The organism is Paraburkholderia sp. BCC1886 (genome assembly GCF_900996245.1).
Taxonomy (GTDB): Bacteria; Pseudomonadota; Gammaproteobacteria; order Burkholderiales; family Burkholderiaceae; genus Paraburkholderia.
Map to the genome: position 1 here is coordinate 12,506 of NZ_CAAJGK010000056.1, position 24,693 is coordinate 37,198.

Annotated in this window: 26 protein-coding genes; 13 read left to right on the top strand and 13 right to left on the bottom strand. The window is 62.9% G+C overall.

Annotated features, from left to right (window positions below; all coding sequences use genetic code 11):
• Window positions 1-5: 5 nt before the first annotated feature.
• Both FQ746_RS21525 and FQ746_RS21530 read right to left on the bottom strand, forming a co-directional pair.
• A complete protein-coding gene (locus tag FQ746_RS21525) occupies window positions 6-1,295 on the bottom strand; it encodes a sensor domain-containing diguanylate cyclase (protein WP_144111676.1) in 1,290 nt (429 codons plus the stop codon).
• On the bottom strand, window positions 1,292-1,663 hold the full coding sequence (locus tag FQ746_RS21530; RefSeq protein WP_144111677.1) for a phosphonate transporter: 372 nt from the start codon (window positions 1,661-1,663) through the stop codon (window positions 1,292-1,294). The genes FQ746_RS21525 and FQ746_RS21530 overlap by 4 nt, the downstream gene beginning before the upstream one ends.
• A gap of 205 nt (window positions 1,664-1,868) precedes the next feature.
• Between FQ746_RS21530 and FQ746_RS21535 the strand changes: the two genes are divergently transcribed.
• From FQ746_RS21535 to FQ746_RS21555, 5 genes are all read left to right on the top strand, one after another.
• Window positions 1,869-2,357 carry a MarR family winged helix-turn-helix transcriptional regulator gene (locus FQ746_RS21535; protein WP_144111678.1) on the top strand — a complete coding sequence of 163 codons (489 nt, stop codon included), beginning with the start codon at window positions 1,869-1,871 and terminating at the stop codon, window positions 2,355-2,357.
• Between the two features lie 6 nt (window positions 2,358-2,363).
• On the top strand, window positions 2,364-4,466 hold the full coding sequence (locus FQ746_RS21540) for an FUSC family protein (RefSeq protein WP_144111679.1): 2,103 nt from the start codon (window positions 2,364-2,366) through the stop codon (window positions 4,464-4,466).
• Between the two features lie 78 nt (window positions 4,467-4,544).
• Window positions 4,545-4,754: a DUF1656 domain-containing protein gene (locus FQ746_RS21545; RefSeq protein WP_144111699.1), complete on the top strand. Its 210-nt coding sequence runs from the start codon at window positions 4,545-4,547 to the stop codon at window positions 4,752-4,754.
• Window positions 4,751-5,797, top strand: a complete 1,047-nt coding sequence (locus tag FQ746_RS21550) for an efflux RND transporter periplasmic adaptor subunit (RefSeq protein ID WP_144111680.1) — start codon at window positions 4,751-4,753, stop codon at window positions 5,795-5,797. The genes FQ746_RS21545 and FQ746_RS21550 overlap by 4 nt, the downstream gene beginning before the upstream one ends.
• Window positions 5,794-7,299, top strand: coding sequence for an efflux transporter outer membrane subunit (locus FQ746_RS21555; RefSeq protein WP_144111681.1), 1,506 nt, complete (start codon window positions 5,794-5,796; stop codon window positions 7,297-7,299). The genes FQ746_RS21550 and FQ746_RS21555 overlap by 4 nt, the downstream gene beginning before the upstream one ends.
• Window positions 7,300-7,494: 195 nt before the next feature.
• Here the strand turns inward: FQ746_RS21555 and FQ746_RS21560 are convergent, their stop codons facing one another.
• The 4 genes from FQ746_RS21560 to FQ746_RS21575 form a co-directional block, all read right to left on the bottom strand.
• Window positions 7,495-8,031, bottom strand: coding sequence for a chromate transporter (locus FQ746_RS21560; RefSeq protein WP_144111682.1), 537 nt, complete (start codon window positions 8,029-8,031; stop codon window positions 7,495-7,497).
• Window positions 8,032-8,060: 29 nt separating this feature from the next.
• Window positions 8,061-8,657: a chromate transporter gene (locus tag FQ746_RS21565; RefSeq protein WP_409932415.1), complete on the bottom strand. Its 597-nt coding sequence runs from the start codon at window positions 8,655-8,657 to the stop codon at window positions 8,061-8,063.
• A gap of 109 nt (window positions 8,658-8,766) precedes the next feature.
• A complete protein-coding gene (locus FQ746_RS21570) occupies window positions 8,767-9,333 on the bottom strand; it encodes an energy transducer TonB (RefSeq protein ID WP_144111683.1) in 567 nt (188 codons plus the stop codon).
• Window positions 9,334-9,458: 125 nt separating this feature from the next.
• A complete protein-coding gene (locus FQ746_RS21575) occupies window positions 9,459-9,752 on the bottom strand; it encodes a DUF1330 domain-containing protein (protein WP_144111684.1) in 294 nt (97 codons plus the stop codon).
• A gap of 215 nt (window positions 9,753-9,967) precedes the next feature.
• Here FQ746_RS21575 and FQ746_RS21580 point away from each other — a divergent pair, with 215 nt between their 5' ends.
• From FQ746_RS21580 to FQ746_RS21590, 3 genes are all read left to right on the top strand, one after another.
• Window positions 9,968-11,146, top strand: coding sequence for a glycosyltransferase family 9 protein (locus tag FQ746_RS21580; RefSeq protein WP_144111685.1), 1,179 nt, complete (start codon window positions 9,968-9,970; stop codon window positions 11,144-11,146).
• A 220-nt stretch (window positions 11,147-11,366) separates the two neighbouring features.
• Entirely contained in the window at window positions 11,367-12,776 is a 1,410-nt protein-coding gene (locus tag FQ746_RS21585; RefSeq protein WP_144111686.1) for a sugar porter family MFS transporter, read from the top strand.
• A gap of 97 nt (window positions 12,777-12,873) precedes the next feature.
• Window positions 12,874-13,494 carry a helix-turn-helix domain-containing protein gene (locus tag FQ746_RS21590; protein ID WP_144111687.1) on the top strand — a complete coding sequence of 207 codons (621 nt, stop codon included), beginning with the start codon at window positions 12,874-12,876 and terminating at the stop codon, window positions 13,492-13,494.
• Between the two features lie 24 nt (window positions 13,495-13,518).
• Here FQ746_RS21590 and FQ746_RS21595 read toward each other — a convergent pair whose 3' ends face one another.
• Both FQ746_RS21595 and pcaQ read right to left on the bottom strand, forming a co-directional pair.
• Complete coding sequence (locus FQ746_RS21595; RefSeq protein WP_144111688.1) at window positions 13,519-14,652, bottom strand: 4-hydroxyphenylpyruvate dioxygenase family protein; 1,134 nt, start codon at window positions 14,650-14,652, stop codon at window positions 13,519-13,521.
• A 132-nt stretch (window positions 14,653-14,784) separates the two neighbouring features.
• Window positions 14,785-15,822: a pca operon transcription factor PcaQ gene (gene pcaQ, locus FQ746_RS21600; RefSeq protein ID WP_144111689.1), complete on the bottom strand. Its 1,038-nt coding sequence runs from the start codon at window positions 15,820-15,822 to the stop codon at window positions 14,785-14,787.
• A 108-nt stretch (window positions 15,823-15,930) separates the two neighbouring features.
• Between pcaQ and pcaH the strand changes: the two genes are divergently transcribed.
• Together pcaH and pcaG are read left to right on the top strand one after the other, a co-directional pair.
• Window positions 15,931-16,635, top strand: a complete 705-nt coding sequence (gene pcaH, locus FQ746_RS21605; protein ID WP_144111690.1) for a protocatechuate 3,4-dioxygenase subunit beta — start codon at window positions 15,931-15,933, stop codon at window positions 16,633-16,635.
• A 3-nt stretch (window positions 16,636-16,638) separates the two neighbouring features.
• Window positions 16,639-17,226, top strand: coding sequence for a protocatechuate 3,4-dioxygenase subunit alpha (pcaG, locus tag FQ746_RS21610; protein ID WP_144111691.1), 588 nt, complete (start codon window positions 16,639-16,641; stop codon window positions 17,224-17,226).
• Between the two features lie 145 nt (window positions 17,227-17,371).
• Here the strand turns inward: pcaG and FQ746_RS21615 are convergent, their stop codons facing one another.
• On the bottom strand, window positions 17,372-17,638 hold the full coding sequence (locus tag FQ746_RS21615; RefSeq protein ID WP_144111701.1) for an H-NS family nucleoid-associated regulatory protein: 267 nt from the start codon (window positions 17,636-17,638) through the stop codon (window positions 17,372-17,374).
• Window positions 17,639-17,990: 352 nt separating this feature from the next.
• On the opposite strand from FQ746_RS21615, the gene FQ746_RS21620 reads away from it, so the two are divergent.
• The 3 genes from FQ746_RS21620 (at window position 17,991) to FQ746_RS21630 (ending at window position 19,632) form a co-directional block, all read left to right on the top strand.
• Window positions 17,991-18,626 (top strand): LysE family translocator, encoded by a 636-nt coding sequence (locus FQ746_RS21620; protein ID WP_144111692.1) that lies wholly within the window; start codon window positions 17,991-17,993, stop codon window positions 18,624-18,626.
• A gap of 214 nt (window positions 18,627-18,840) precedes the next feature.
• A complete protein-coding gene (locus tag FQ746_RS21625; protein WP_144111693.1) occupies window positions 18,841-19,044 on the top strand; it encodes a cold-shock protein in 204 nt (67 codons plus the stop codon).
• A 363-nt stretch (window positions 19,045-19,407) separates the two neighbouring features.
• The gene (locus FQ746_RS21630) at window positions 19,408-19,632 is read left to right on the top strand and encodes a hypothetical protein (RefSeq protein WP_144111694.1); all 225 of its coding nucleotides are present in this window, start codon (window positions 19,408-19,410) and stop codon (window positions 19,630-19,632) included.
• Window positions 19,633-19,759: 127 nt separating this feature from the next.
• Here FQ746_RS21630 and FQ746_RS21635 read toward each other — a convergent pair whose 3' ends face one another.
• The 4 genes from FQ746_RS21635 to FQ746_RS21650 all read right to left on the bottom strand — a co-directional run bounded on the left by FQ746_RS21635 (window position 19,760) and on the right by FQ746_RS21650 (window position 24,349).
• Window positions 19,760-21,391: an acyl-CoA synthetase gene (locus FQ746_RS21635; protein WP_144111695.1), complete on the bottom strand. Its 1,632-nt coding sequence runs from the start codon at window positions 21,389-21,391 to the stop codon at window positions 19,760-19,762.
• Between the two features lie 138 nt (window positions 21,392-21,529).
• Window positions 21,530-21,883 carry a transposase gene (locus FQ746_RS21640; RefSeq protein WP_144111696.1) on the bottom strand — a complete coding sequence of 118 codons (354 nt, stop codon included), beginning with the start codon at window positions 21,881-21,883 and terminating at the stop codon, window positions 21,530-21,532.
• A gap of 219 nt (window positions 21,884-22,102) precedes the next feature.
• Window positions 22,103-23,245, bottom strand: coding sequence for a porin (locus tag FQ746_RS21645; RefSeq protein WP_144111697.1), 1,143 nt, complete (start codon window positions 23,243-23,245; stop codon window positions 22,103-22,105).
• An 897-nt stretch (window positions 23,246-24,142) separates the two neighbouring features.
• A complete protein-coding gene (locus tag FQ746_RS21650) occupies window positions 24,143-24,349 on the bottom strand; it encodes a hypothetical protein (protein ID WP_144111698.1) in 207 nt (68 codons plus the stop codon).
• Window positions 24,350-24,693: the final 344 nt, after the last annotated feature.

The following is a 24,693-nucleotide window of genomic DNA, read 5'->3' on the forward strand; positions in this document are numbered from 1 at the left end:
GCCCCTCACCGCACACAATTCCTCCCCGCACTCTTCGCCTCATACAGCGCCCGATCCGAAGCATCCAGCAGCCCGCGCAACGTCGCGCAAGACTCACTCAGCGTCACGCACCCCAGACTCACCGTCACCCGCAACTCACCCGCATCGGTCACCACGCGCGCCGCCTCGATCGCCGCACGCAGGCGCTCGGCGATCTGCGCGGCGTGCGCGGCATCGGCGCCGCTCAGCATCAGCACGAACTCCTCGCCGCCGACCCGGGCGAATACGTCCTGTTCGCGCAGCAACTGCTTCGCCTCGACGACGATCCGCTTGAGCACTTCGTCTCCCGCCAGATGGCCGGCGGTATCGTTGATCTGTTTGAAGTGATCGGCGTCGAGCATCACGAGCGAGAGCGTGCCGCCGTCACGACGCACCCGCGCGATTTCCGCCTCGGCGACATCGAAGAAATGCGCGCGGCTCGAGGCGCCGGTCAGATGGTCCGTGGTGAGAAGACGCTTCAGATTGTCCGCCGTCATCTTGCGCTCGGTGATGTCGCGCAACACAACCGTATAACCCGTGAACGCGCCATCGTCTTCGCGTGACACCGCCACCAGAATTTGCCCCCAGTAGCGCGTCCCGTCGCGCGTTTTGCACCAGCACTCCTCGACGTGCCAGCCCTGACCGCGCGCGAACGCCAGATGCTCGGGCGACCGGTGCGGCAAAAACTGCCCCGGCGAATAAAAATGCGCGAGCGTTTGCCCAAGCGTCTCGCTTTCGCTGAATCCCGTCACGCGTTCCACGGAAGCGTTCCAGCTCATCGCACAGCCCTGCGCATCGAGCGAAAAGAACGCGAAGTCCTTGACGTTGGTATAGATGGCCGCCAGCCACGACTCGGTCTGCCGCGCGCGCCGTTCGGCGGCAACCTGACGCGAGATGTCGGTCAGCACGGTCATCAGCAACTGGTTGCTGATCTTGATGATCGAGCACGACAACACGATCGCGCGTTCATGCGCGGGCGTGACAAATACACGATGGTTTTCGCACACCGGGCCGCGAGCCGCCGTGAAACTCTGCACGAAGCTGCGCAACTCCGGCGCGACCGACGCGAGACTCTCGAAGATATTCTCGATGCCCTTCTCACCCACCAGCGGCATCAGCAACTGCGCAGCCAGCGGGTTCATCATATCGATCCGGCCCGCGATGTCGCTGCGGATAATGCCCACCGGCGACATATAGACGAACGACAACAACGCCTCATGCTCGCTTTGAAGTGTCTTCTCGGCGTCGGCGTTGTCTTCGTCGTCGATGGGATTCACTGGGGACCTTGACGGTCGATCAACACGAAGCGGGTGGGATAGTCGGGCGAGCCCAGCAGGCGCAGCCGGACCGCAGTGGGCCGCATCCGCAGGGTCAGCACATACGGCAAGGTGGCATCGAGTTCGGGTTCGTTCTCGAAACGCTGAGCCACCATGAAGTTGTTCATGCACGGCGCGACTTCCGCAAACACGTGCCGCCCTACGACATTTGCCGCGCGCAAACCGGCGCCCGCCGATTCGAACGCGTTATAGACGATGACGCTCCCGTCGGCACCGAAACCGATCACGCCGAACGGCAGCGCGTCCAGAGTCTCGATCTCGGCAGCAGCCAGGGCTGCAAGCGTCACACTGTCGAATTCCTGAGTCACGGTGCTTTCCAAGAGAATTCCCAGCTAGTTTAATAAACGATTCAAACCGGCGTTTTTCCGGCCAACACTCTGGTTTACGGCATGGAACCCGCCGATTTTAGTGGAGTTACCTCGTCGCGTGTGCCGGTCGCATCGGCGAGACACGATTAAAAAAAACCATAATCAATAGTTTGCTAACGAATATTTAGCCCATACAATACCGGCCATGTCGAATCTCGATACCTTGCGCCGCACTGTCAGCAGCACGTTGGTCGTCGCTGCCAGGAAGTGGCGGCGCGCGAGCCACGGGGTGCTCGCGACCTTCAACGTGTCCGAAGCCTGCGCCACACCACTGCTCACCGCCAGCCGGCTCGGCGAGGCGGTGCGACAGGTCACGCTCGCCGATCACGTGGGCATCGAAGGGCCGTCGCTCGTGCGGCTGCTCGACCAGCTATGCGCCGCGGGCCTGATGCGCCGCGACGAAGATCCCGAAGACCGCCGCGCGAAAACCGTCATGCTGACGGCCGAAGGCCGCGCGGTCACCGCAAAGATGGAAGAAGAACTGGTCACATTGCGCGCGCAGGCGCTCAAGGGTATTTCACGCAGCGATCTCGAAGCCACCCTGCGGGTGCTCGCCGCGTTCACGGCGGAAGCCGCGGAACGCGCCGCGGCAGCGTCGGCCGATGGCCATCGTGCCGACGGGGAGACGGCTTAAGGTTTTATGGTCTATCCCACTCTTCGCGACTGGCTGTTTTCCGTCAAGACGTTCGCCGCGGCCATGCTCGCGCTGTACCTCGCCCTCAAACTCGAACTGCCGCGCCCGTACTGGGCGATGGCCACCGTCTACATCGTGTCGAATCCGTTCGTCGGCGCGACCCGCTCCAAGGCGCTGTATCGCGCGCTCGGCACCGCGCTGGGTGCGTCGGCCGCGGTGCTGCTGGTGCCGCCGTTCGTGGAGTCGCCGTATCTGTTCAGCGTGGTGGTCGCGCTGTGGACCGGCGCGCTGCTCTATCTGGCCATCTCGAACCGTACGGCCAGCAATTACGTCTTCATGCTGGCGGCCTACACGCTGTCGATCATCGCATTTCCCTCGGTGACCAATCCGGACGGCGTGTTCGATCTCGCCCTCAGCCGCTTCGAGGAGATCACGCTGGGCATCGTGTGCGCGAGCGTCATCGGCAGTTCGCTGTTTCCGAGCCGGCTTGCGCCCACCATCATCGAGCGGACCGACGCGTGGTTTCGCGACGCGGCGTTCTATTCGACCGAAACGCTGTCCGGACGGATCGCCGGCGCCGCTATCTCCGCCGCGCGCCAGCGCCTCGCGGGCACGACCAACGCGCTGGAACTGCTGCTGAGCCAGCTGGCCTACGATCACACGCGACCGGACATCCTCGCGCGCGCACGGGAGTTGCGCGGACGCATGCAGTTGCTGCTGCCGCTGATGTCGGCGCTTGCCGACCCGCTGATCGCGCTATACGAAAGCGGCCAGCAAAGCTGGCCGGAAGGCCTCACCAGCCTGCTCGACGATACGATCAAATGGTTCAATCTGCCGCTGCCCGACGCTAACCACATCAACGAGCACGAGCGGCTCGCCGACGCGCTGCGCGCCCGCATCGTGGCGATGCAGCCGCCGGCCGCGGCACTAGCTAGCTGGGACGGCGCACTGCTGTCGAGCGCGCTATGGCGGCTGAAACAGGTAATCGACGTCTGGCAGGATTGCCGCGCGCTGCGCGTCATCATCTCGCGCGAAGAAGGCACGTGGCGACCACGTTTCCGTCACTGGCGGCTGGGCGGCACCGAGCAGTTCTTCGACCGCGGCATCATGCTGTTTTCGACGGTCTCGGCGGGACTCGCGGTCGTGCTGGCCTGCGCGCTGTGGATCAGTTCCGGTTGGGCCGACGGCGCCGGGGCCGTCACGCTGGCAGCGGTGGCGTGCTGCTTCTTCGCGTCGCTCGACGAACCGGCGCCGCTGGTGTTCAAATTTTTCTGGGCCACGGGTGTCGCCGTGATAGCCGCGGGCCTGTACCTGTTCGCCGTGCTGCCGAACGTGCACGACTTCACGATGCTCGTCATCCTCTTCGCGGCGCCGTTCATTCTGGTGGGCACGCTGATTCCGCGGCCGCAGTTCAACGTCGCGACGATGCTGGTCGCCGTCAACACGGCCACCTTCATCAGTATTCAGAGCGCTTATGAAGCCGACTTTCTGGTGTTCCTGAACAGCAATCTGGCAGGCCTCGCCGGCCTTCTTTATGCGTACCTGTGGACCCGCGTGACGCGGCCGTTCGGCGCGGAATTCGCGGCCTCGCGCCTGTTGCGCTCGAGCTGGGCCGACGTCGCGCTGACCGCCTCCACGCGTCCTATCGACGACCCGCGCAATCTCGCCGCCCGCATGCTCGACCGCTTGATGCAACTGATCCCGCGTCTCGCCGCGACCGACGACAACCGCCATCCGTCGATCGAAAGCTTCCGCGACCTGCGCATCGCGTTCAACGCGCTCGATCTGCGGCGCCTGACCCGCAAGCTGAACGGCGACGCGCCCGCCGCCATCGACCACGTGCTCGACGGCGTGCGCCGCTACTACGAAGGCTGCGCAATCGGTCGCGCACGCACGCAGGTGCCCGAGGACCTGAGGACGTCGATCGACACCGCCGTGGCCCGCGTCACGGCTCACGGTATCGTCACACCGGACCCGGCGAGCCCGGTGCTGCCGGGCTCGGTGCGCCACTCGCGCGATGCGTTGCATGCGCTGATCGGCTTGCGTCTGTCGCTGTTCCCGGCCACGCTGAGCGCGCCCACTCCGCCCGAACCGGAGGCAACCGCGTGATGCTCCCATATCGTGTCCGTGTCGCCGCGAAGCAGGCCTTCGCCAGCCGGCTCCCTTACTTTCTTTGCCCCTTCCGCGATGATCGGTGAAATCGATATTTTCGGCGTGTTCGTGCCGGCCGTGCTCCTCCTGATGTTGATCGCGTATCTGATCAACCTCGCGATCCGCACGCTGCTCGGACGCATCGGTTTCTACCGCTTCGTCTGGCATCGCTCCATCTTCGATCTCGGCATCTATGTGCTGGTGCTGGGCCTTGTCGTTGTCGTTTCGCACAGACTAATAACGTGAAAAAAACCTGGTTCTCCGTCGGTCGAATCCTGTTGACCCTGATCGTCGTCGCGCTCGCCGCCATCGTGCTGTGGAAGCTGGTCGGCTATTACATGTTTGCGCCCTGGACGCGCGACGGCCACGTGCGCGCCGACGTCATTCAGATCGCGCCGGACGTCTCCGGGCTGATCACCTCGGTCGAGGTGACGGACAGTCAGCAGGTCAGCAAAGGCCAGGTGCTGTTCGTCATCGATCACGCGCGCTATGCGCTCGCGCTGCGTCAGGCGCAGGCCACCGCGCAGCAACGGCTCGCCACGCTCAATCAGGCGCGCCGCGAAGACGCGCGTAATCGTCAGCTCGGCAACCTGGTGGCGGCGGAAATCTCCGAGGAAAGCCGCTCGCGCGTCGAAGCGGGCGAAGCCGCACTCGCCGACGCGAACGTCGCGATCGATACCGCGCGGCTGAATCTGCAGCGCGCCACCATCGTGAGCCCGGTAGACGGTTATCTGAACGACCGCGCGCCGCGCGCAGGCGAATTCGTCGCGGCGGGACACGCGGTGCTCGCCGTGGTGGACATGCACTCGTTCCGCGTCGACGGCTACTTCGAGGAAACCAAGCTGCGCGGCATCGCGATCGGTCAACCGGTCGACATTACGGTGATGGGCGAGCCGAACGCGCTGCGCGGTCACGTGCAGAGCATCGTCGCCGCGATCGAAGACCGCGATCTGACGCAAGGCTCGAATCTGCTGCCGAACGTCAATCCGGCTTTCAGCTGGGTGCGGCTCGCGCAACGCATTCCCGTGCGCGTGGCGCTCGACGAAGTGCCGGCGGACTTCCGGATGATCGCCGGACGCACGGCGACGGTGTCGGTGCGGGATCTGTCGCTGGCTAAAGGCAGGCAACCGGCGGCGGGGTCCGTGGCGGCTTCGGGGTCGGCTGCGAGTTCTAATTCAGTCTCCGGTCCGGCCGTCGCTTCGGCGGCGTCGACGCCAGCGTTGGTCCCGGCTAGCACCACGGTCACAACCTCGGCCCCGGCGGCCTCAGTTCCGGGCGCATCGAAATGAAGCTGTCGCGCGCTCTGCCCTCCTCTGCACTGCGGTCGCTCTGGCCGTGGTTACCCCTGTTACCGCTGGCGATCGCGCTCGACGGCTGCACGGTCGGCCCGAATTACGCGCTGCCGCAGCAGGCGCTCGTCAACGCGCCGCTCGCCAACGCGCCGATCGAAGGCGCCGACACCAGCCTGACTTCGCAGCAGAATGTGCCGGCAGTCTGGTGGAAGCTGTACGACGACCCGGTTCTGAACGGTCTCGTCGACGAAGCACTGAAATCGAACACCGACCTGCGTGTGGCGTCGGCCAACCTGGCGCGCTCACGCGAAGCATTGGGCGTGGCGCGAGCGCAAGGCGGCTTCTCGGGGTCGGCCACGGCGCTCGCCGAACGCGCGCAGGAATCGGGCGAGCAATACCTGCTGTTCGAAAAGCTGCCGGTGGCTAACGAAGGCAATGTCGGCATCAGCGTGTCGTATGAACTCGATCTGTTCGGCAAGCTGCGCCGCGGCGTGGAAGCGGCGCAGGCGGACACCGCCGCCGTGCAGGCGGCAGGCGATCTCGCGCGAATCACCGTGGTGGCGGACGTCGTGCGCTCCTACGTGGAACAGTGTTCGGCAGCGGAAGAGTTGCAGATCGCCCAGCAATCGCTGGATTTGCAGAAGCAGCGCGTGGACGTTTCACGCCGGTTGCGCGATGCGGGCCGCGGCAATCAGACCGAAGTGACGCGCGGCCAGACTCAGGTCGAAACCGTGACGGCCGATATTCCGCGCTACACGGCGCGCCGCAAGATCGCGCAATACCGGCTCGCGGCGCTGCTCGCCCGCGCGCCGTCCGATTTGCCGCCGGCCGTGCTGACCTGCCAGGCGCCGCCGCGACTGCGCCAGCCGATTCCGGTCGGCGACGGCGCGGCGTTGCTCAAGCGCCGTCCCGATGTCCGCGAAGCCGAACGTCAACTGGCGGCGGCGACCGCCCGAATCGGCGTCGCCACGGGCGCGCTGTATCCGACGATCAGCCTCGGCGCATCGACCGGACTGACCGGCGTGCTCGAGGACCTCGGCACCGCACAGACGGCGCGCTGGGGCTTCGGTCCGCTGATCAGCTGGACCTTCCCCGCCGACGGCGCGCGCGGCCGCGTGCGCGAAGCGCAGGCGTCGAGTCAGGTCGCACTGGCGAAGTTCGACGGCGTCGTACTGACCGCGCTGCGCGAGACCGAGACGAATCTCGCCACCTACGCGTCCGACTACACACGCGCGGAAGCGCTGCGCGCCGCGCTCACCTCGGCGAGCCAGTCGGCCGATGAAACGCACCGGCTGTACCGCGCCGGCCGCGAGTCGTTCATTTCGGATCTCGACGCGACCCGCACGCTCACCGCGACGAAGTCGCAGGTGGCGGCGGCCGAAGGCCAGGTGGCAACCGATCAGGTGAATCTGTTCCTCGCCCTCGGCGGCGGTTGGGAAACGGATCCCGCCGCGGCGTCGGCGAAAGCGGTGCCGGCCGAAGCCGCATCGGCACCCTGACGCATTGCGGTTTATTTTTTAAACCTTTCTTTTAGCTTTCAACTGCGATTTAATACGGGCTCTCAACCACACTTCACGGGGTCCCGTATGTCGCACTTCATGCAAGGCGCAGCCACGTTGGGCGGATGTATCGGCATTTTTACGGCGGTCATCGCCGTGGTGGAAATGCTCGCTAACTGAACGCCCATCGAGCAGTCAGAGGGCGCCGGCCAGACGAAGCAGCACGAACAGCAGGGCGGCGCCCGCAATCAGCAGCAGCGGATTGACCTTCGTATTCATCACAATGGCCGTTGAGACCAGCGCCGTCAGCCACGCTATCCAGCCGCCTTCGAGTCCCTTCACCAGCGTATAGACCGCGGCCAGAATCAAACCCGCTGCCACGGGACGCAGTCCCGCCTGCAGCGCATTCAACCAGCGCGCCCCGCGATGTCTGGTCCACAGGTGCGAGACGCCGTACATCAGGAAAGCCGTTGGGCCCAGCAGCGCGAGAGTCGTCACGAGCGCGCCCGGCAAGCCCGCGACCTGATAGCCGATCAGCGTCGCGAGCAGCGAACCGGGACCGGGCGCGAGCCGCGCAATCGCGAAGTCGCTGACGAACTGGGCGTGCGTCATCCAGTGATGCACGTCGACCACTTGCCGCTGCACATCCGCGATGATGGCCTGCCCGCTGCCGACCGTGACGAGCGACAGCGGCGCAAACACGGAAATCAGCGCAATCAAGGTTCGGGACAAGAAAGCTGCTCCTGGAAGAAGACGGGGCGTTATTCGTCGCGCGGCGCGCGGACGTATTCGTAGGCGACACTCAGGCCGCCGAGCACGACGACGGTCCACACGAGCGGCAATCTGAACAGCGCGACCGACACGAACGAGACGCCGAACACGATCAACGGCACGACGCGACGCGGCAGGCGCCGCACTGCCGTAATCGCCATCGAGAGCGACAGGCCGATCGCCCCGGCCGCCGCGCCCGCAAGCGCAATATGCGTGAGCGAAAAGCCGGCAATCGCCGAGAAGAACATGCCGAGCAGAATGATCGCTATGGCAGAAGGAAAAATGATGCCGCAGAAGCCCGCGACCGCGCCGCGCCAGCCGAGCAGGTAATTGCCGATCCAGATGGCGAGGTTCTTGATGTTGACGCCGGGCAGCGCCTGCGAAAGCGCAAGGCCGTTGAGAAACTCTTCTTCGGTGAGCCACTGGCGGTCCTGCACGAACTCGCGCAGAAACCAGCCGCTCAAACCGCCGCCGAAACTCGTGAGCCCGATGCGTGCGCAGATCAGAAAGAACTGGAACGTGGTGGGTTTTTCTGCCGGCGGCGGGCGACTGGCGCTCGGCGCCGGTGCGCCATCATGGCTGGACAAGGTCGTTCCTCGTGGACATATCGGTCGGGTTCGTGCGGGATTGCTACGCGGGCGCGAAATTATCCCATAGCGCCCATTCGCCGCGCAGACCGCACGCTGCGCTACACCGCTAATTGCAGGCGCTGACACCGCCCACCGTCGTGCAATGACGGACCGTCCAATGGCTTTCGGCCGTCAAGCCGGTACTGCCGCCGATGCCGGTTGCCTGAGGGTGCGGACTAAACTTCATGTCGACTCGCGACGCCTGCAGGGTCGCCGGCGCGCGCGGCAACGGCGAAGCCGCCGCAATGGCGCGTTGCACGGCCTTGTCCCATGCGGGGTTTCCACTCGACTGCGGCAGGTCGACCGACGTCACGGCGCCATCGGCAGCGAGGTGGATCGATACGGTGGCTTCGGGATTGCCGGCGACGTTGTCGCGCGCGACCCGCATATTGCGCGCGAGCGTGCAGCCCACGTAGCGGGACCATTCCTTCCGGCTCAGAATCAGGCTCAGGTGCCCGGTGTCCACGAACGGTCGAGCATGCGGTGCGGCCAGTGCGAGACACTGGTTCATGGTGTCTTCGGCCGAGGGCAGCGCGGGGCCGGAATCGTCGTTCCACCCGCTAGCTGCACACGCGTCGAGCAGACAGATCACCATGCCGATCAGCAGGCATCGCCCGCGATGTCTCCCGGTCATCTCCCCTCCCCTTGCCGTTTGTTTTTATTTGCCGGTGCGGCCGTCGGGTGCGTCTTGCGCACACGGCCGCACCGGCGGTCACTCATGCTTCCAACTCGTGCTTCCAGCCACGCATGCGCGCCAGGTTACTCGACGCCGCGCACGATGCGCAGGTCGCGCTCGACACCGTCGCCCAGCGCTTCGAGCGCTTTCTTGTACTCGTCGCTGTCGTAGGCGGCGAGAGCCTGCTCGTAGCTCGGGTATTCGATCACCACCGTGCGTTCTTTCAAGCCTTGCTCATGGGCGGTTTCTGCCGGACCGCGCACGATGAATTTGCCACCCGTCGCGGCGACCGCGGGCGCCGACAACTTCGCATAGGCCGCGACCTTCTCCGGGTCCTTGATCACGCGATAAGCCACGACCCAATAACCTTTGCTCATGTGTATCTCCTCGTTGATAGACAAACAGCCGCTGACGGGCTGCGATGACGACGGGCAATTATGTCATCTGTCGGCGCCGGCCTGCCATGTCACGCGCGCGCGTCGACATTCGCGGTTCTGTACGGACCGCCACAGAGCGCACCGTCGCTGGCATGCACAATCGGGACGAGCTGGGCCGCGGCGGTCACGGCATGCGAAGTCATGCGGAGCGAAAAATGGGTTGGAAGAACCTGCTGGTCGAAGCACCGGTCTGGCTACTCGGACAGTTTCACCGGCCACGCTTCGATCCGTTAAGCGGCACGCCACGCGAAATACTGGTATTGCGCCCAAACGATTTTGGCGAACTGCTGACCACCACTGCGCTATTCGAAGCGCTGCGCCGGCGCTTTCCCACCACCCGACTGATCGCGGGCGTGGGAAGCTGGGGACGCCCGATCCTCGAAAACAATCCATTCGTCGATGAAATCGTCGTGCTCGACGCGCCGTGGAATAACAAGCTGGTCGAAGACCGTTCGCCGCGCAACGTGTTGCGCTTTCTCTGGCGCTCGCCGCAAGTCGCGGCGCTGCGCGCGCGCGGCGGTTTCGATGTCGGCATCGACGTGCTCGGCAGTTATATGGGCGCGTTGCTGTTGATGCGTGCCGGCGTGCGCTATCGCATCGGCGTGCGCGGTTATCGCGGCGGATGGAGCGGCTGCCAGGCGTACATCGATTTCGCGCGGCGCTCGAGCGCTCGTGCCGCGCTCGCGCAGGGGGAATTGCTCGGCGCCACGTCGCTGCCCGACGCGCGTCCGCAACTGTTCCCGACCGACGCCGAGCGCGCCGACGCCGCGAGCATCTGGCACGCGCCGCTCGCCGGACATCCGAACGTGCGTCTACTGGTCGGCGTGGGCGCGGGCGTCGCGAGCAAGGCGTGGGACCCGAAGCAGGCCGGCGCGGCGCTCGCCCAGGCGGCGCATATCCTCGAAGCCGCGGGCACGGTCTGCGATATCGTGATTGTCGGCAGCGAGGCCGATCGCGGTCGCGCGCGCGAAGCGATCGCCGCCGCCGGCGCGGACGTGCCGATACGCTCGGTAGCCGGCGACGTCTCGATGCGCGTCGTGTTCGCGCTGGCCGAACAGGCCGACCTCGTGCTGAGCAATGCGTCGATGCTGATGCACGTCGCCGCGGCGTTTCATCGGCCGACGGTTGCGGTGCTCGGCGGCAGCGTGACGCGGCCTGCCGTGCACGATGCGATCTGGGGTTATCCGCTGCCGTATCTGAGCGTGGCGCCCGAGACTTACCTCGCGGATCAGCCCGAGCGCAACTGGCCGAGCGTCGAGCGCGTCGTGCAGGCGATCCTGCAGCAGATCGGCGCCCACGGCAGTCTGACCTCGCGATCGGGCGCCGCCGCCTGAATCCTCGTTGGGATCTTTCAGAAAAGACCTCTTGCCGCACGCGGCAACGCTTCCCTTTGCTTATAATCCGGCGCCCTCGTTTCGGCCTGTTCGCACCCGGGCATGCCAACTGCTACCCGCCCTGAACCGCAGGTAGTCGCGCGCCGGAATGCAAACGTAAACAACGGCCGTCGATCCGAAACAACAATGAAAGCAATGGCCTGAAAGAGAAGGAAAATAAATGTCGACAACGCATCATCAACCTCACGCGCATTCGGGTGCGCCAACGCATCAACGGTTTCATATCGTGCTGACTAGCGCGATCGCGGCGCTCGCCGGATTGCTGTTCGGCCTCGATATCGGCGTCATTTCCGGCGCGCTGCCGTTCATCGCAAAACAGTTTCAGGTCAACGACCAGATGCAGGAATGGATCGTCAGCTCGATGATGGTCGGCGCCGCCATCGGCGCACTCGGCTCGGGCTGGATGGCGCGCGCCATCGGCCGCAAGGTCTCGTTGATGATCGCCGCGGCGCTGTTCGCGCTCGCCTCCACGCTGTGCGCGTTCGCGGTGAGCCCCGCCATGCTGATCGGCGGCCGGGTGCTGCTCGGTCTCGCCGTCGGCATCGCATCGTTCACGGCGCCGCTGTATCTGTCGGAGATCGCACCGCGCACGATGCGCGGCGCGCTGATCTCGCTGCATCAACTGATGGTGACGGTCGGCATTCTCGCCGCCTTCCTGTCGAACACGGCGTTCAGCGGTAGCGGCGACTGGCGCTGGATGCTCGGCGTGATCGCGTTCCCCGCGCTCGCCATGCTGGTCGGTCTGATCTTTCTGCCGCGCAGTCCGCGCTGGCTGATGAGCGTCGGCCGCCGTGAAGAAGCGGAAGCGGTGCTGCACAAACTGCGCGGCGACGAGCAGGCGATTCAAACCGAGATGCGCGAAATCGACGAACAGTTGAAAGTCGAGTTCGAAGGCTGGGGACTGTTTCGTAGCAACAAGAATTTCCGCCGCTCGGTGTTGCTCGGCGTGTTGCTGCAAATCGCGCAGCAACTGACGGGAATCAACGTGGTCATGTACTACGCGCCGCGTATCTTCGGTCTGGCCGGTTACGGCAGCTCGCACGACCAGTTGTGGGGCACGGTGATCGTCGGCGTGGTGAACGTGGCGCTGACCTTCGTCGCGATCGGGCTGGTGGATCGCTGGGGCCGCAAGCCGATTCTGTACACCGGCTTCACCGTGATGGCGCTGGCGCTTGCATCGCTCGGCACGTTGATGCACGTAGGTATTACGACGCCCGCACATCAGTACGCGGCGGTTGCGGCGCTGCTGATCTTCATCGCCGGTTTCGCGATGTCGGCGGGTCCGATGATCTGGATTCTGTGCGCGGAAATCCAGCCGATCAAAGGCCGCGACTTCGGTATCGCCGTGTCGACCTTCGTCAACTGGGTGGCGAATACGATTGCGGGCGCAACCTTCCTGACTTTGCTCAATACCGTCGGCAACGCGCAGACTTTCTGGCTCTATGCGCTCCTCAACGCGGTCTTCGTGTTGATGACGCTGTGGATCGTGCCGGAGACCAAGGGCGTCTCGCTCGAACAGATCGAACGCAAGCTCATGGCCGGCAAGCCGCTGCGCCAGATCGGGCAGTAGGCATCACGCGTCGTCCATGCGAGGGGGCGCGGTGCGCCCCCAATGCTATGATCGGCCCCACCGATCGCCCGATTGGCGAGCCTCGACGCCACCCTCCATGGACACCCATCTCACCCAATCCGCCGACGCCTCCACCACGGACCTGGGCCGCCGCGTACGCGCAGCCCGTCAGGCGCAAAACCTGACGCTGGAAGCGGCGAGCCAGTTATGCGGCGTCTCGCGATCGACGCTATCGAAAGTCGAAAACGGCCTGATGTCCCCCACTTTCGACGTGCTGCAGAAAATCGTGCTGGGTCTGAAGATCGATATCGGCGAGTTGTTCGGTCCGGCGCAAAAGGTGAATGCGAACGGCCGCCGCGCGCTGACCCGTAAAGACGAAGGCCAGCGTCACGCGTATCGCGGCTATCAGATGGAACTGCTCGCCACCGATCTCGCGCACAAGGCGATGCTGCCGTTTCGCATCCGCATTTCGGCGCACACGCTCGACGCGTTCGACGACTGGGGCCGACACGAAGGCGAAGAGTTTCTCTATGTGATCAGCGGCAGCGTGTGCCTGTATTCGGAGTTGTACGCACCGACGCATCTGAACGCGGGCGACAGTCTTTACTTCGACAGCCGCACCGGTCACGCCGCGGTGTCCACCAGTACAGAAGATGCCGAAGTGTTATGGATGGCAACCGGCGCGGAATTTCCTCAGCCGCCGGACATCGGGACCTGAGCGGCCCGCGCTCGTAGGCGAAGATTACGCGCCGGCCGCTCGACGCGCCTGCGCAAGCGCGCTGAGATTGCCTTCGCCGAAACCATGATGGCCTTGCCGTTGCACGATCTCGAAGAATATCTCGCCGGGGCCGCGGCGCACGAAGGTCTGGAAGAACAGTAACGCGCGGCCGTCGGCGGCTATCTCGCCATCCACCAGCACATGCGTGCGCGCGAGTCGCGTGACGTCGAGTCCGTGACCCGGCAAACGTGCATCCAGTTGCTCGTAATAGCGCGCCGGCGGTTCGACGAACTCGACACCGTTGGCCAGCAACTGCTCGACGCACGCGAAAATATCGTCGGTGGCGAGCGCGAGATGCTGCACCCCTTCGCCCGGATGTTCGGGCAAATACTCGTGCATGAGATTCGTGCGACGCGTGCCTTCCTCGTACAGCGGCACGCGAATCGCGCCGCACGGCGAAACCATCACACGCGATTCCGCCGACACATGCCAGTTCGCGTGCAACTCGTGTATCTCGCGGAAATTGAGCAGGTCGCGATAGAAGTCGACCCACTCCTGCATGCGGCCTTCGCCGACCGTTTGCGTCAGATGATCGACCTCGGTCAGGCCGGTGCCCGCATGGCTGAGATCGGCTTGCGCGGTGTCGATGACGATCGGCCGGAAGTCGATGTCGAAGATCGAGATGTCGCCCAGTCCGCCCTGCTGACCATTCCGGCCGCGCCAGCGATCGACGAAATAGATGTGCGAATCGCCAATGCCCTGAATGGCCGGAATCAGCAGTTCTCCCGCGCCGAGGCGTTCGCCTTCGAACGCCCACGCGCCGAGTTCGATCGCGCGTTCGAACGCACGCTGCGCATTGGCGACGCGAATGCCGATCGCGCAGATGCCCGCGCCGTATTCTTCGGCATAACGCTCGGCGAACGAATCGGGCTCGGCGTTCAGCAGAAACTGCATGCCGCCCTGGCGATACAGCGTGACGTTCTTGCTGATATGCCGGGCGACCGCCTTGAAGCCGAGCCGGACGAAGGTTTCGCCGAGCGCTTGCGGGTCGCGCGACGCGAACTCCACGAATTCGAGGCCGGCCGTGCCGAGCGGATTCTGCTCCGGCGCAGACACCGCGCAGAACGCGGCGTCTGGAGTGGGCAAGTCGCTGGGCATGGCAATCTCCTTGTACAGTCTTTCGACGCTTGTGCTGATTTTCACGGCACCGATGGTATCAGCACGTGTTTGTACACCGGGTCGCAGGGCGTCCGCAACTCTGATTTTGTACTGAATGGTTCACAAAGCGGGTTATGTGTCTCTGGCCGGCCGACGCTGACGCCTGCTGGCGCGCCGGGTGGCAGACGCGGCCGACGACGATGTTGCCGCCATGGCGGCCATGCGTTCCCGCGCGACTTCGCGCACCGCGTCGATGAAGGCGCGGCCTACCGGCGACGGCTGGGTGTCGGAGCGGCGGATCAAGCCGACCGGCTCGCCCGTGCCGTTGCCCGCGAAGGGCCCGGGCAACGGCAGGCGTACGAGCATGCCGTGCTGCAACTCGTACTCCACGGCGCCGAGCGGGACGAACCAGACTGCCTCGTTCTCGAGCGCCAAAGCGCGGCCTGTGGACACCGACAACACCTCCACGAACGCCGACAGAGGGGCGACGCCCCAGGCGCTCAACAGGCTCTCCGCCGATTGCCGGATGAGTGTGCCGAACGGCGGCAGCACCACCGGGAAATCTTCCAGCGTAGCGGACGGCGAACCCGCGCCCGGCGCGGGCGCCATGGTTAGCGGATGACCGGCGCGCACCACGGCGATCAACGGTTCGCTGAAAAGCTGCTCGAAACTCAGGCCGACCATTCTCTCCGGGTCCGCCAGCCGGCCGATGGCCAATTCGATGCTGCCGGCCTTCAGGCGCTCGAGCAGTTCGGGATTGGCACCGGTGGCGAGGCGCACGATGACGCGCGGCCAGAGCGCGGCGATCCGCTTGAGCACCGGCGGCATGAGCGCGGCGGCGACGGTCGGCAGCACGCCGACTTCCAGCGTCAGCGTGGCCGCGCCTTCCGTGCGCGACAACAGGTCGACGCCCTGGCGCAGCGCACCGACGCAGGCGCTCGCGTGCGGCATGAAGAGTTGCCCCTCACGGGTCGGCACCGCACCGTGACGACCCCGCTCGAACAGTTTCACGCCGAGGATCGCCTCCAGTTCGGCGACCGTCTTGGACACCGCGGGCTGGGTGATGGACAGGCTGTCGGCGGCGCGCTGGACGCTGCCGAACTGCGCGACGGCCAGAAAACACTGCAGATGACGGAATTTGACGCGGCTGTCCGCGAGGCTTCGTTGCATAACAGGAGGTTATACGAAAAGGTCGAAAACGTCATTTTTCATAACCGTGCCGGTTGGTTAAAGTCGCGTCACAAGATGCAATCCCACAATTCCTCGAAGGAGACACTGATGGACGAGTCCTTTCTCACCTCGCGCGACTTTGCGTCCCATCCCGCTTACGTTTATCCCGGCTACGGTTCCTCGGTCAAACGCGGCCCGACACTGCCGCTGATTCCGCTAAAAGAAAAGCTGCGCGACCAGCGCGTGCCGGTGTACGGCACGGAAGACCTCGGCGCGCTCGATCACGATCTGACGCGCAATGCCGTGAAGAATGGCGAGCCGCTGGGTGAGCGCATTATCGTCACCGGCCGCGTGCTCGACGAAGGCGGCCGCCCGGTGCGCAATACGCTGGTCGAAATCTGGCAGGCAAACGCCGCCGGCCGCTATGTTCATAAAGCCGACCAGCACGACGCGCCGCTCGATCCCAACTTTCTCGGCGCCGGCCGCTGCCTGACCGACAACGAGGGCCGTTACCGCTTTCTGACCATCAAACCGGGTGCTTACCCGTGGGGCAATCACCCGAACGCCTGGCGCCCGAACCACATTCACTTCTCGCTGTTCGGCGACCACTTCGGCTCGCGCCTCGTCACGCAGATGTACTTTCCCGGCGATCCGCTGCTCGCCTTCGATCCGATTTTCCAGGGCACGCCCGAGCAGGCACGCGAGCGTCTGATCGCGAATTTCTCGCTGGATACCACGCAGGAAGCCTATGCGCTCGGCTACGACTTCGACATCGTCCTGCGCGGCCGCAACGAAACCCCGATGGAGCGCTAAGCCATGACGACTCTCAAGCAAACGCCTTCGCAAACGGTCGGCCCGTACTTCGCCTACGGCTTGTGCCCGCAGCAATACGACTTCGATTTTCGCAGCCTGTTCACGCCGGTCGTGGCCGATCGGGAAGCGGCGGGCGAGCACATCACGATCGTCGGCCAGTTGTTCGACGGCGATGGCAAGGTGATTGGCGATGCGATGCTCGAAGTATCGCAAGTGGATGCGAACGGTCATTACCCGGAGTCGCGCGAAGAAATTCTGAAGACGGGTTTTCGCGGCTTTGCGCGCGTGGGTACGGGCACGGACCCGCATAAGCGCTACGTCGTCGAAACCGTGAAACCGGGTCGTGCGAATCCCGACGAGGCGCCGCACCTGAACGTGATCGTGACTATGCGTGGCATGCTGCTGCACACTTTCACGCGGATTTATTTCGAGGACGAAGCCGAAGCGAACGCACAGGACGCAGTGCTTGCAGCCGTGCCGGCAGAGCGGCGCGAGACGTTGATCGCGAAGCGCGAACCTAATACGGAGAATGTGTACCGCTTCGATATCCGCATGCAGGGCGCCGGGGAAACCGTGTTTTTCGATCTGTGAGCGAGGCTCAGAGAAGGTTTTTCTATACTTTCAACTAGCTTTCACCTACACTGCCCTTGATCCGTCTGGCGACTGGATCGTGAAACTCCGAGTAGTTAAGCCCGCTCCACGCGGGCTTTTTTTTCGCCATGTTTTTGCGGACTGGTTATCTGCAACGGAAGTGCTCGATGTTCTGCCCGGCGTAAATTGCGCGGGCGAGCCAGTCGGGTTTGTCGCCGTAACCGTCCCAGGTGTTGCCGTAAGCGTCGCGATACATCACCGCGCGTACCGCATTGGCGTCGGCCTCGATCGACTCGGCCAGCGTTTCCAGCGTAATGCCGTATTCGTCCATACGTCGCTTGATCCATACGATCAAACGCTCGCGCGCATTGCCGTCGAAATCGAACTGCTGTTGTTCTGCTCGCACTTTCATAACGTTGCGTTTGTCGCGGAATGAATAGATGGGGATGGCGTGCAATCGATGCAGCCGTACGTTTCCTATAGCGCGAACAACCGCGCTGCGGACACCACGTCTGCCGATATTTTTTCTACGGAAGAATGCTTCGATTCGCGGCTCGTTCAGGCTGTCGTTCAGGCTGACTCTCGCCCGTCTTTTTTTCGCCTCGGAATTTGCCTCGATCATGGCGAGGCGGCATTAGCATATGGGCAACGATTCTAGCATCCAATCTATTCGACCTGCGTCGAGTACGCTGCGGGTCGCGCGCCGGGCAGGCTCGTGCTATGTTCGCTCGTTCCTGCATACCGAACCTAAGGAGACCCCTGCCATGCCCGCCACGACCGCGATTATCACGATCCTCGCCGCGCTGTTGCTCGGCGCCATGAGTCCCGGACCAAGCTTCGTCATCGTGGCGCGCAACGCGATTGGTCTGTCGCGCGGCGATGGGCTCGCGACGGCACTCGGCATGGGCATCGGCGGCGTGTTCTTTAGCGGGATTGCATTGCTCGGGTTGTACACGCTGCTCGCCACCGTCGAATGGCTTTACGTAAGTCTCAAAGTGGCCGGCGGTCTCTATCTGGTTTATCTCGCCGTGAAGATCTGGCGCGGCGCGGCACAGCCGCTGGCTTTCGATGCCGCCCAACGCGCCGCGGCGAATCCACGCAAATCGTTCTGGATTGGTTTGAGTACGCAACTCAGCAATCCGAAAACCGCCGTGTACTACGGCAGCATCTTCGCGGCCCTGCTTCCGCAGCATCCGCCGCTCTGGTCTTACTTCGCGTTACCGCCGGCGATCTTCGCGATCGAAGCAGGTTGGTACACGGTCGTCGCGTTGTGTTTCTCGAGCAGACGGCCACGCGATATCTATTTGCGCGGGAAGAAGTGGATCGATCGCGTCGCGGCAACGGCGGTCGCCGCGCTCGGCTTGCGGCTGATTCTGACCGCGCACAAAGCAGGCATCTGAGGCATCGTCAACCCGGACCGACGAAACAGTTACAAGTTAAGGGTTGACTCTGCGACGGGCCACCGGTTAAGGTGGCACCCGAAGTTCAAGAAGTTCGATTGCTGTTCATCAATGTCTCGCTCCCTCAGCGGTATTCGTTGTCCTCTCCCTCCTTGACGCTTCACGCGCTCTTCATCGAGCAAATACTTTTCTATTTTTTACTCAAGGATTCTTCATGGATACCGGTACCGTTAAGTGGTTCAACGACAGCAAAGGTTTTGGCTTCATTACTCCGGACAAGGGCGGCGACGACCTGTTCGCACACTTCTCCGAAATCGGCGGCGACGGCTTCAAGACGCTGGCTGAAAATCAGAAAGTGAGCTTCGAAACGAAGCAAGGCCCGAAGGGTCTGCAAGCGGCTAACATCAAGCCGCTGTAAGTTTGAAGGGCTCGGTGTCCGGCAACGGACATCGGGCTGCAGCGACCCCTCGCGGAGTTTGTCACTCCCACAGTTGGCGCGATTCGCTTTTTTGGCTGCACACGTTATTTGCAGCTAGCCCAAGCGCCAAACGCCTCGTTGCACCTCATTCGTTGCACCCCCTCATTTCTTGCCCGATGCGGCTACAGTGCCCCTGCTTCAGCGCTTGAGTTTTACGCCCTGAGTGCACGTACATCGTCACCGTACTTTTACGCTTTCCGACTGCGTTCCGATTCGGCTCGTCATAGCCTGAATTCAGTTCGTCCGCGCGATCCATCGAGACCATCGCACGGCAGACGCAGTCGACATCATTAAAAACATAAAATGCAAAACAAACACATTCATCTTTACAACGGCTATGCCGTCCAACCTTCGGCGCATCGTTTGCCCGACGGTAGTTTTTCGTCCAACCTGCTGCTCGAACGCGCCGATAGCGCGCGTGCCGAAGGGCGCTACCAGTTCTATTCGCTCGACTATTTCATGAACGAAGAACAGGCTTTGCAGCACTCGGCAAGCTGGGCACATCACTGGGTCGACACGCGCGGTTGAGCTTGTTCATCTGAACGCCTGACGCCGGAACGCTGGACCGCCGGACCGCCGGACCGCCTAGTCACCTGAACACCTGACTCGACAGCACGCGCGCCGTTCGGCGCGCGGCGCCCGGCATGATCGCGTGTTACTGGCTGCCTTCCGACTTGATGCGCGCGCGCAGTTCGAACTTTTGGATTTTCCCCGTCGATGTCTTCGGCAATTCGCCGAAGCGCACTGCTTTCGGTAGCTTGTAGCTTGCGAGAAATAGCCGGCAGTGCGCGATGATTTCTTCTGCGCTCACCTGAGCGCCTTCCCTGAGTTCGACGAACGCGCACGGCACCTCGCCCCATTTCGGATCGGCCATGGCCACCACGGCCGCCACCGATACCGCCGGGTGACGGTATAGCGTGTCTTCCACCTCGATACTCGAAATGTTCTCACCGCCGGAAATGATGATGTCCTTGCTGCGGTCGCGAATGCGGATATAACCGTCCGGCATGCGCACGCCAAGGTCGCCGGTATGGAACCAGCCGCCGCTAAATGTGGCTTCCGTCGCGTGCTCGTTCTTCAGATACCCCTTCATGCAGATGTTGCCGCGGAACATGATTTCGCCGATCGTCTCGCCGTCGCTGGGCACCGGCGCGAGCGTGTCCGGGTCGAGCACCGTCACCGCCGCCTGCAAGTGGTAACGCACGCCTTGTCGCGCATTCATGTCGGCGCGGGCGCTGTCGTCGAGTGTCTCCCAACTCTCCTGTTTTGCGCAGACCGCGGCCGGACCATAGGTTTCCGTGAGTCCGTACACGTGCGTCAGGTCGAAACCAATCTCTTTCATCTTGGCGATCACGGCAGGCGCCGGCGCAGCGCCTGCCACCATGGCGGAGACGCGATGCGCGATGCCCGCGCGCCACTCGGCCGGCGCATTCGCGAGCGCGCTCTGGACGATCGGCGCCCCGCAATAGTGCGTGATGCCTTCGCGGCGGATCAGATCGAACACGGTCTTCGCATCGAACCTGCGCAGACACACGTTGACGCCCGCGCGCGCGGCGACCGTCCACGGAAAACACCAGCCGTTGCAGTGGAAGAGCGGTAGCGTCCACAGGTAGATCGCGTGCTTGGGCATATCCCATTCGAGGATATTGCTAAGCGCATTCAGATACGCGCCACGATGATGGTAGACCACGCCTTTCGGATCGCCCGTCGTGCCCGAGGTGTAGTTCAGCGCGATCGCATCCCATTCGTCGTCGGGCGGCGTCCACGCGAACGCGGGGTCGCCGCTCTGCAGGAAAGTCTCGTAGTCGGTCGCGCGGATAAACTGGTCGGGCTCGGCCGGCATCGCGTCGGCCACGCTGATGACGCGCAACTCGGGGAATTCGAGCGTGGCGCGATGCGCGAGTTCGCCAAACTCCGTGTCGACGATCAGCGCTTTCGCTTCGCCATGACGCAGCATGAACAGCAGCGATGAGATATCGAGCCGGGTGTTCAAGGTGTTGAGCACGGCGCCCGACATCGGCACGCCGAAGTGCGCTTCGATCATCGGCGGGATGTTCGGCAGCAACGCGGCGACCGTATCGCCGCGCCCGATGCCGGCTTGCTGCAGCGCACTGGCAAGGCGGCGCGCGCGCTCGTAGGTGTCGCGCCAGTTGCGCCGGATCTCGCCGTGCACGACCGCGAGCCGGTCGCCGTAGACTTCCGCCGTGCGCGCGATGAAATCGATTGGGGTCAGCGGTACGTAATTCGCTTTGCGCCGCTCGAGTCCTGCTTCGAATCTGTCGTTCATCTTCCTGTCTCCCCGGCGCTGCAATGCGCCGTCGCTGTTCTGATTGGAAGACTAGAGTAGCTGGTGTGGAGGTGAATTGTCAGCTAATCAATACACCTTGCATTGCGTGACGGCTGTGCGTGACGAACTGCAGGCGCATCAGACCGGAAGCGCGTCGCCCTTGCGTGCGACCCGCCGCTCGAGAATGGCCTCGGTTTCGAACAAGGCGACCGCGATTCGTGCGAGCACACCGGCGTTCTTCCAACGCAGGTAATAGCGGTGCGCGGTCTGATACGACGCATAGTGTTCCGGCAACGCGCTCCATGGCGCGCGGGCACGCAGCACCCAGAGCACGCTATTCAACACGCGGCGGATATCGATATTGGGGCGGCCACGTCGGCGGGCATTGCGCGTCATTTCCGGCAGGAGCGGCGCGATACGTTGCCATTGCTCGTCGGTCAGATCGAGAATGGTTTGTGGCGGAAACAACGGGTTGGCGGCGGCAGGTTTCATGCGATGGGACGCATCCGGTAACGCGTGCTGGCAGCGTTGCGGACTCGCGCTCGTGGTCGAGGGTTTTGCGCCCGACCCGGGCTCGCTTCGGCCAACGTCGAATGTCGTTGGACCGGCCGCCACTTTGGTCGGGGATCTTCAGTTCGACGCGCCCATAAAAAAAAGGTGCCGCGGACGGCACCTTTTTTGTTGCTACCTGACTTCGAGTAAAGCTGAAGCTTAGAAGCGGTGACGCAGACCGATCGTTGCAGTCGTCTGGTTCTTCGACGACGACGGCAGTTGCGTGTTATCGCCGCTGTAGATCGAAGCCACTGCGCTGTCGCCGATTGCGTGTTGATACACGGCTTCAGCGTACACGTCGGTGCGACGCGACAGCGAGTAGTCAGCTTGCACGCCGATCTGGTGGTAACGGACCTTCTCCGAACCGCCATCCGTCGTCACGCCATAACCACGGCCGTCCGTGAACGTGTAAGCAACGCCCAGGCCGAGAGCCGGGGTGATGTTGTACTTGCCGTTGACTTCGTAGTTGTTAGCGCGCAGCGACTGTTGGCCAGCCGTGTAGTTGTCGGCACGCGATTGCGTCCATGCCAGACCGACCGTAGCCGGGCCGAACGAGTACGAACCTGCTGCGCCGAATTCACGCTGACGGAAGTTGCCGTTCAGACCCAGCACTGCGCCGTCCGATGCGCCACCGTTGCTTGCCGTGCCGGCAGCATTGGTTGCACCCGGGTTGTTCTGCTGGGCGTAAGCCGCGCCCAAACGCAGACCTTGGTACTGGTACGCAGCACCGAAGCTGTATTCGCGGTTGTTTGCGAATGCGCCAGCCTGGTTCGAGAAGCCGTACGTGCCGCCGAACGTGAAGCCAGCGTAGTTAGCGCTCGAGTACTTGATCGAGTTGTTGACTGCGTAGCCGCCGTTCGTGCTCAGGTTGTCGTTGTTGAACGGGTGAGCGAAGTACGTACCGCCCCAGCTGCCCGTTGCCGTCAGCGGCGCGAGGTAGTCTTGAGCTGCGTCGTATTGACGACCCAGCGTGACCGTACCGTATTGCGCGCTCGACAGGCCGACGAATGCCTGACGGTTGAACATGCCGTTGTTGTTAGCGAACTTGCCGTTGTTGATGTTGAAGCCGCTTTCCAACGTGAAGATTGCCTTCAGGCCGCCGCCCAGGTCTTCCGAACCGCGCAGACCGAACAGGCTTTGGTTGATGCCGCCGCTACCGGCCGCATACTTGGAGTTGTGGTCGACGTTGCTGGTGTAGGTCAGGCCGGCATCCAGCAGACCATACAGGGTCACGCTGCTTTGTGCGTGAGCGACGGAAGCGAACGATGCAGCAACCGCGACGACGATGAGACTCTTTTTCATGCGAGGGACTCCAGTTCGATAAATTTACGCGGGGAGCGGGACCTGACTCTGCAGCGCGTGAGCCTTGCGCTGCCGCCCGTTTCACCGACCTTTCCGGATCGGTTGGGCACCCTTAGAACGAAGCGTGAGTGTAGGGGGACACCCTGATGCCAACGGTCGCGATTCTCACAAGATGATTTTTCGAAATCAGCAACAATCCATTTGTCGCAGGCATTAAGTCTTTGTTTTTTATGTATTTATCGCGAAATGCCGGCATTGATGCAACTGCTATGGACATTAAAACTTTGCAACATCTCAATATTAAAGTTGTGCAATTGCAACAGTGTTTTAATAGACATGACTTAATCGGGTCGAAACAATTGGCTAATCTGTAACAATTGATTTCTTGAAATTAAGATTAATCGTTCTGATGTCAGGAAGTTCAATTAATTTATTTAAAATTATTGGGAACTTTATATGTTTCTCTAGGGCTCTTTCTTTGCTCGATTCCTCGAGCTTTGAGAATCAGATGGCCATTCAGTGGATTGAAACAGGCAATAAAAAACCGCCTTGCGGCGGTTGAGGTAATTGTTGCTCTTCTTCGTTGCGAACCGTTCTAGTTGTAATCTCACGGCGAAACGTGACTGTCGAAGTGGGAAGCTGCCAGCACGGGCGTGGCCCGGGGGTGAACTGCGGCGCCGACCGCCGCGTGACTCAGCCCGTGCTGGGAGCAGACGGTGACGATGCAACCGCCTTCCACCGCTATTTAACGGCACGGACGTACTTTTTTTTAGACGTAGTTTCCCTAGTTTCCTGTCCTCACCCGCTCCATCGGCAGCGATGGTACAAACTGCGTGGCCCGGTGGCGAAACTTTCAATGCCCGCAAACTTGCCGTTCGCAGCTGACGCCGACCAAGTTCAGTGACGATCCAGACGGGAGCGCGGGGAATCGTCGAGGGCACCGGTCAGGAAAGGCTCGAGTCCGAAAAGCCATGCAAAGCAGAACGTCACTCGCGACAACGCGCCGGCTTGCGGCGACTGCAAGGCCGCGTCGGTGCTGTCGAGCGTTGCGGATAGCAGTGGTTGAGTCTGGGCGAACTCTGAAGCAGTGTGGTCTGGGCGCATGGCAGTACTCGTTATTGATATGGTGTGGTGCGGACCTCTACGCAAACGGTGTGCCACTCCTGCCTAGGGGAACGAGGCGTTCGCCGGGAGAGTGGCGACGAAAAAAGCAAAGAAATTTCGGACAGAATTCGGCGTCGGAATTTGGATTACCGGTTCGATATCGCAGTCACTTTCGATTGTTGATTTTCGTTGTAAACGCAAAAAACCCCACCGGTGTCCGGTGGGGTTTCTGTTGCTGCTGGGGAGCCTGACGATTACCTACTTTCACACGGGAATCCGCACTATCATCGGCGTGGAGTCGTTTCACGGTCCTGTTCGGGATGGGAAGGGGTGGGACCGACTCG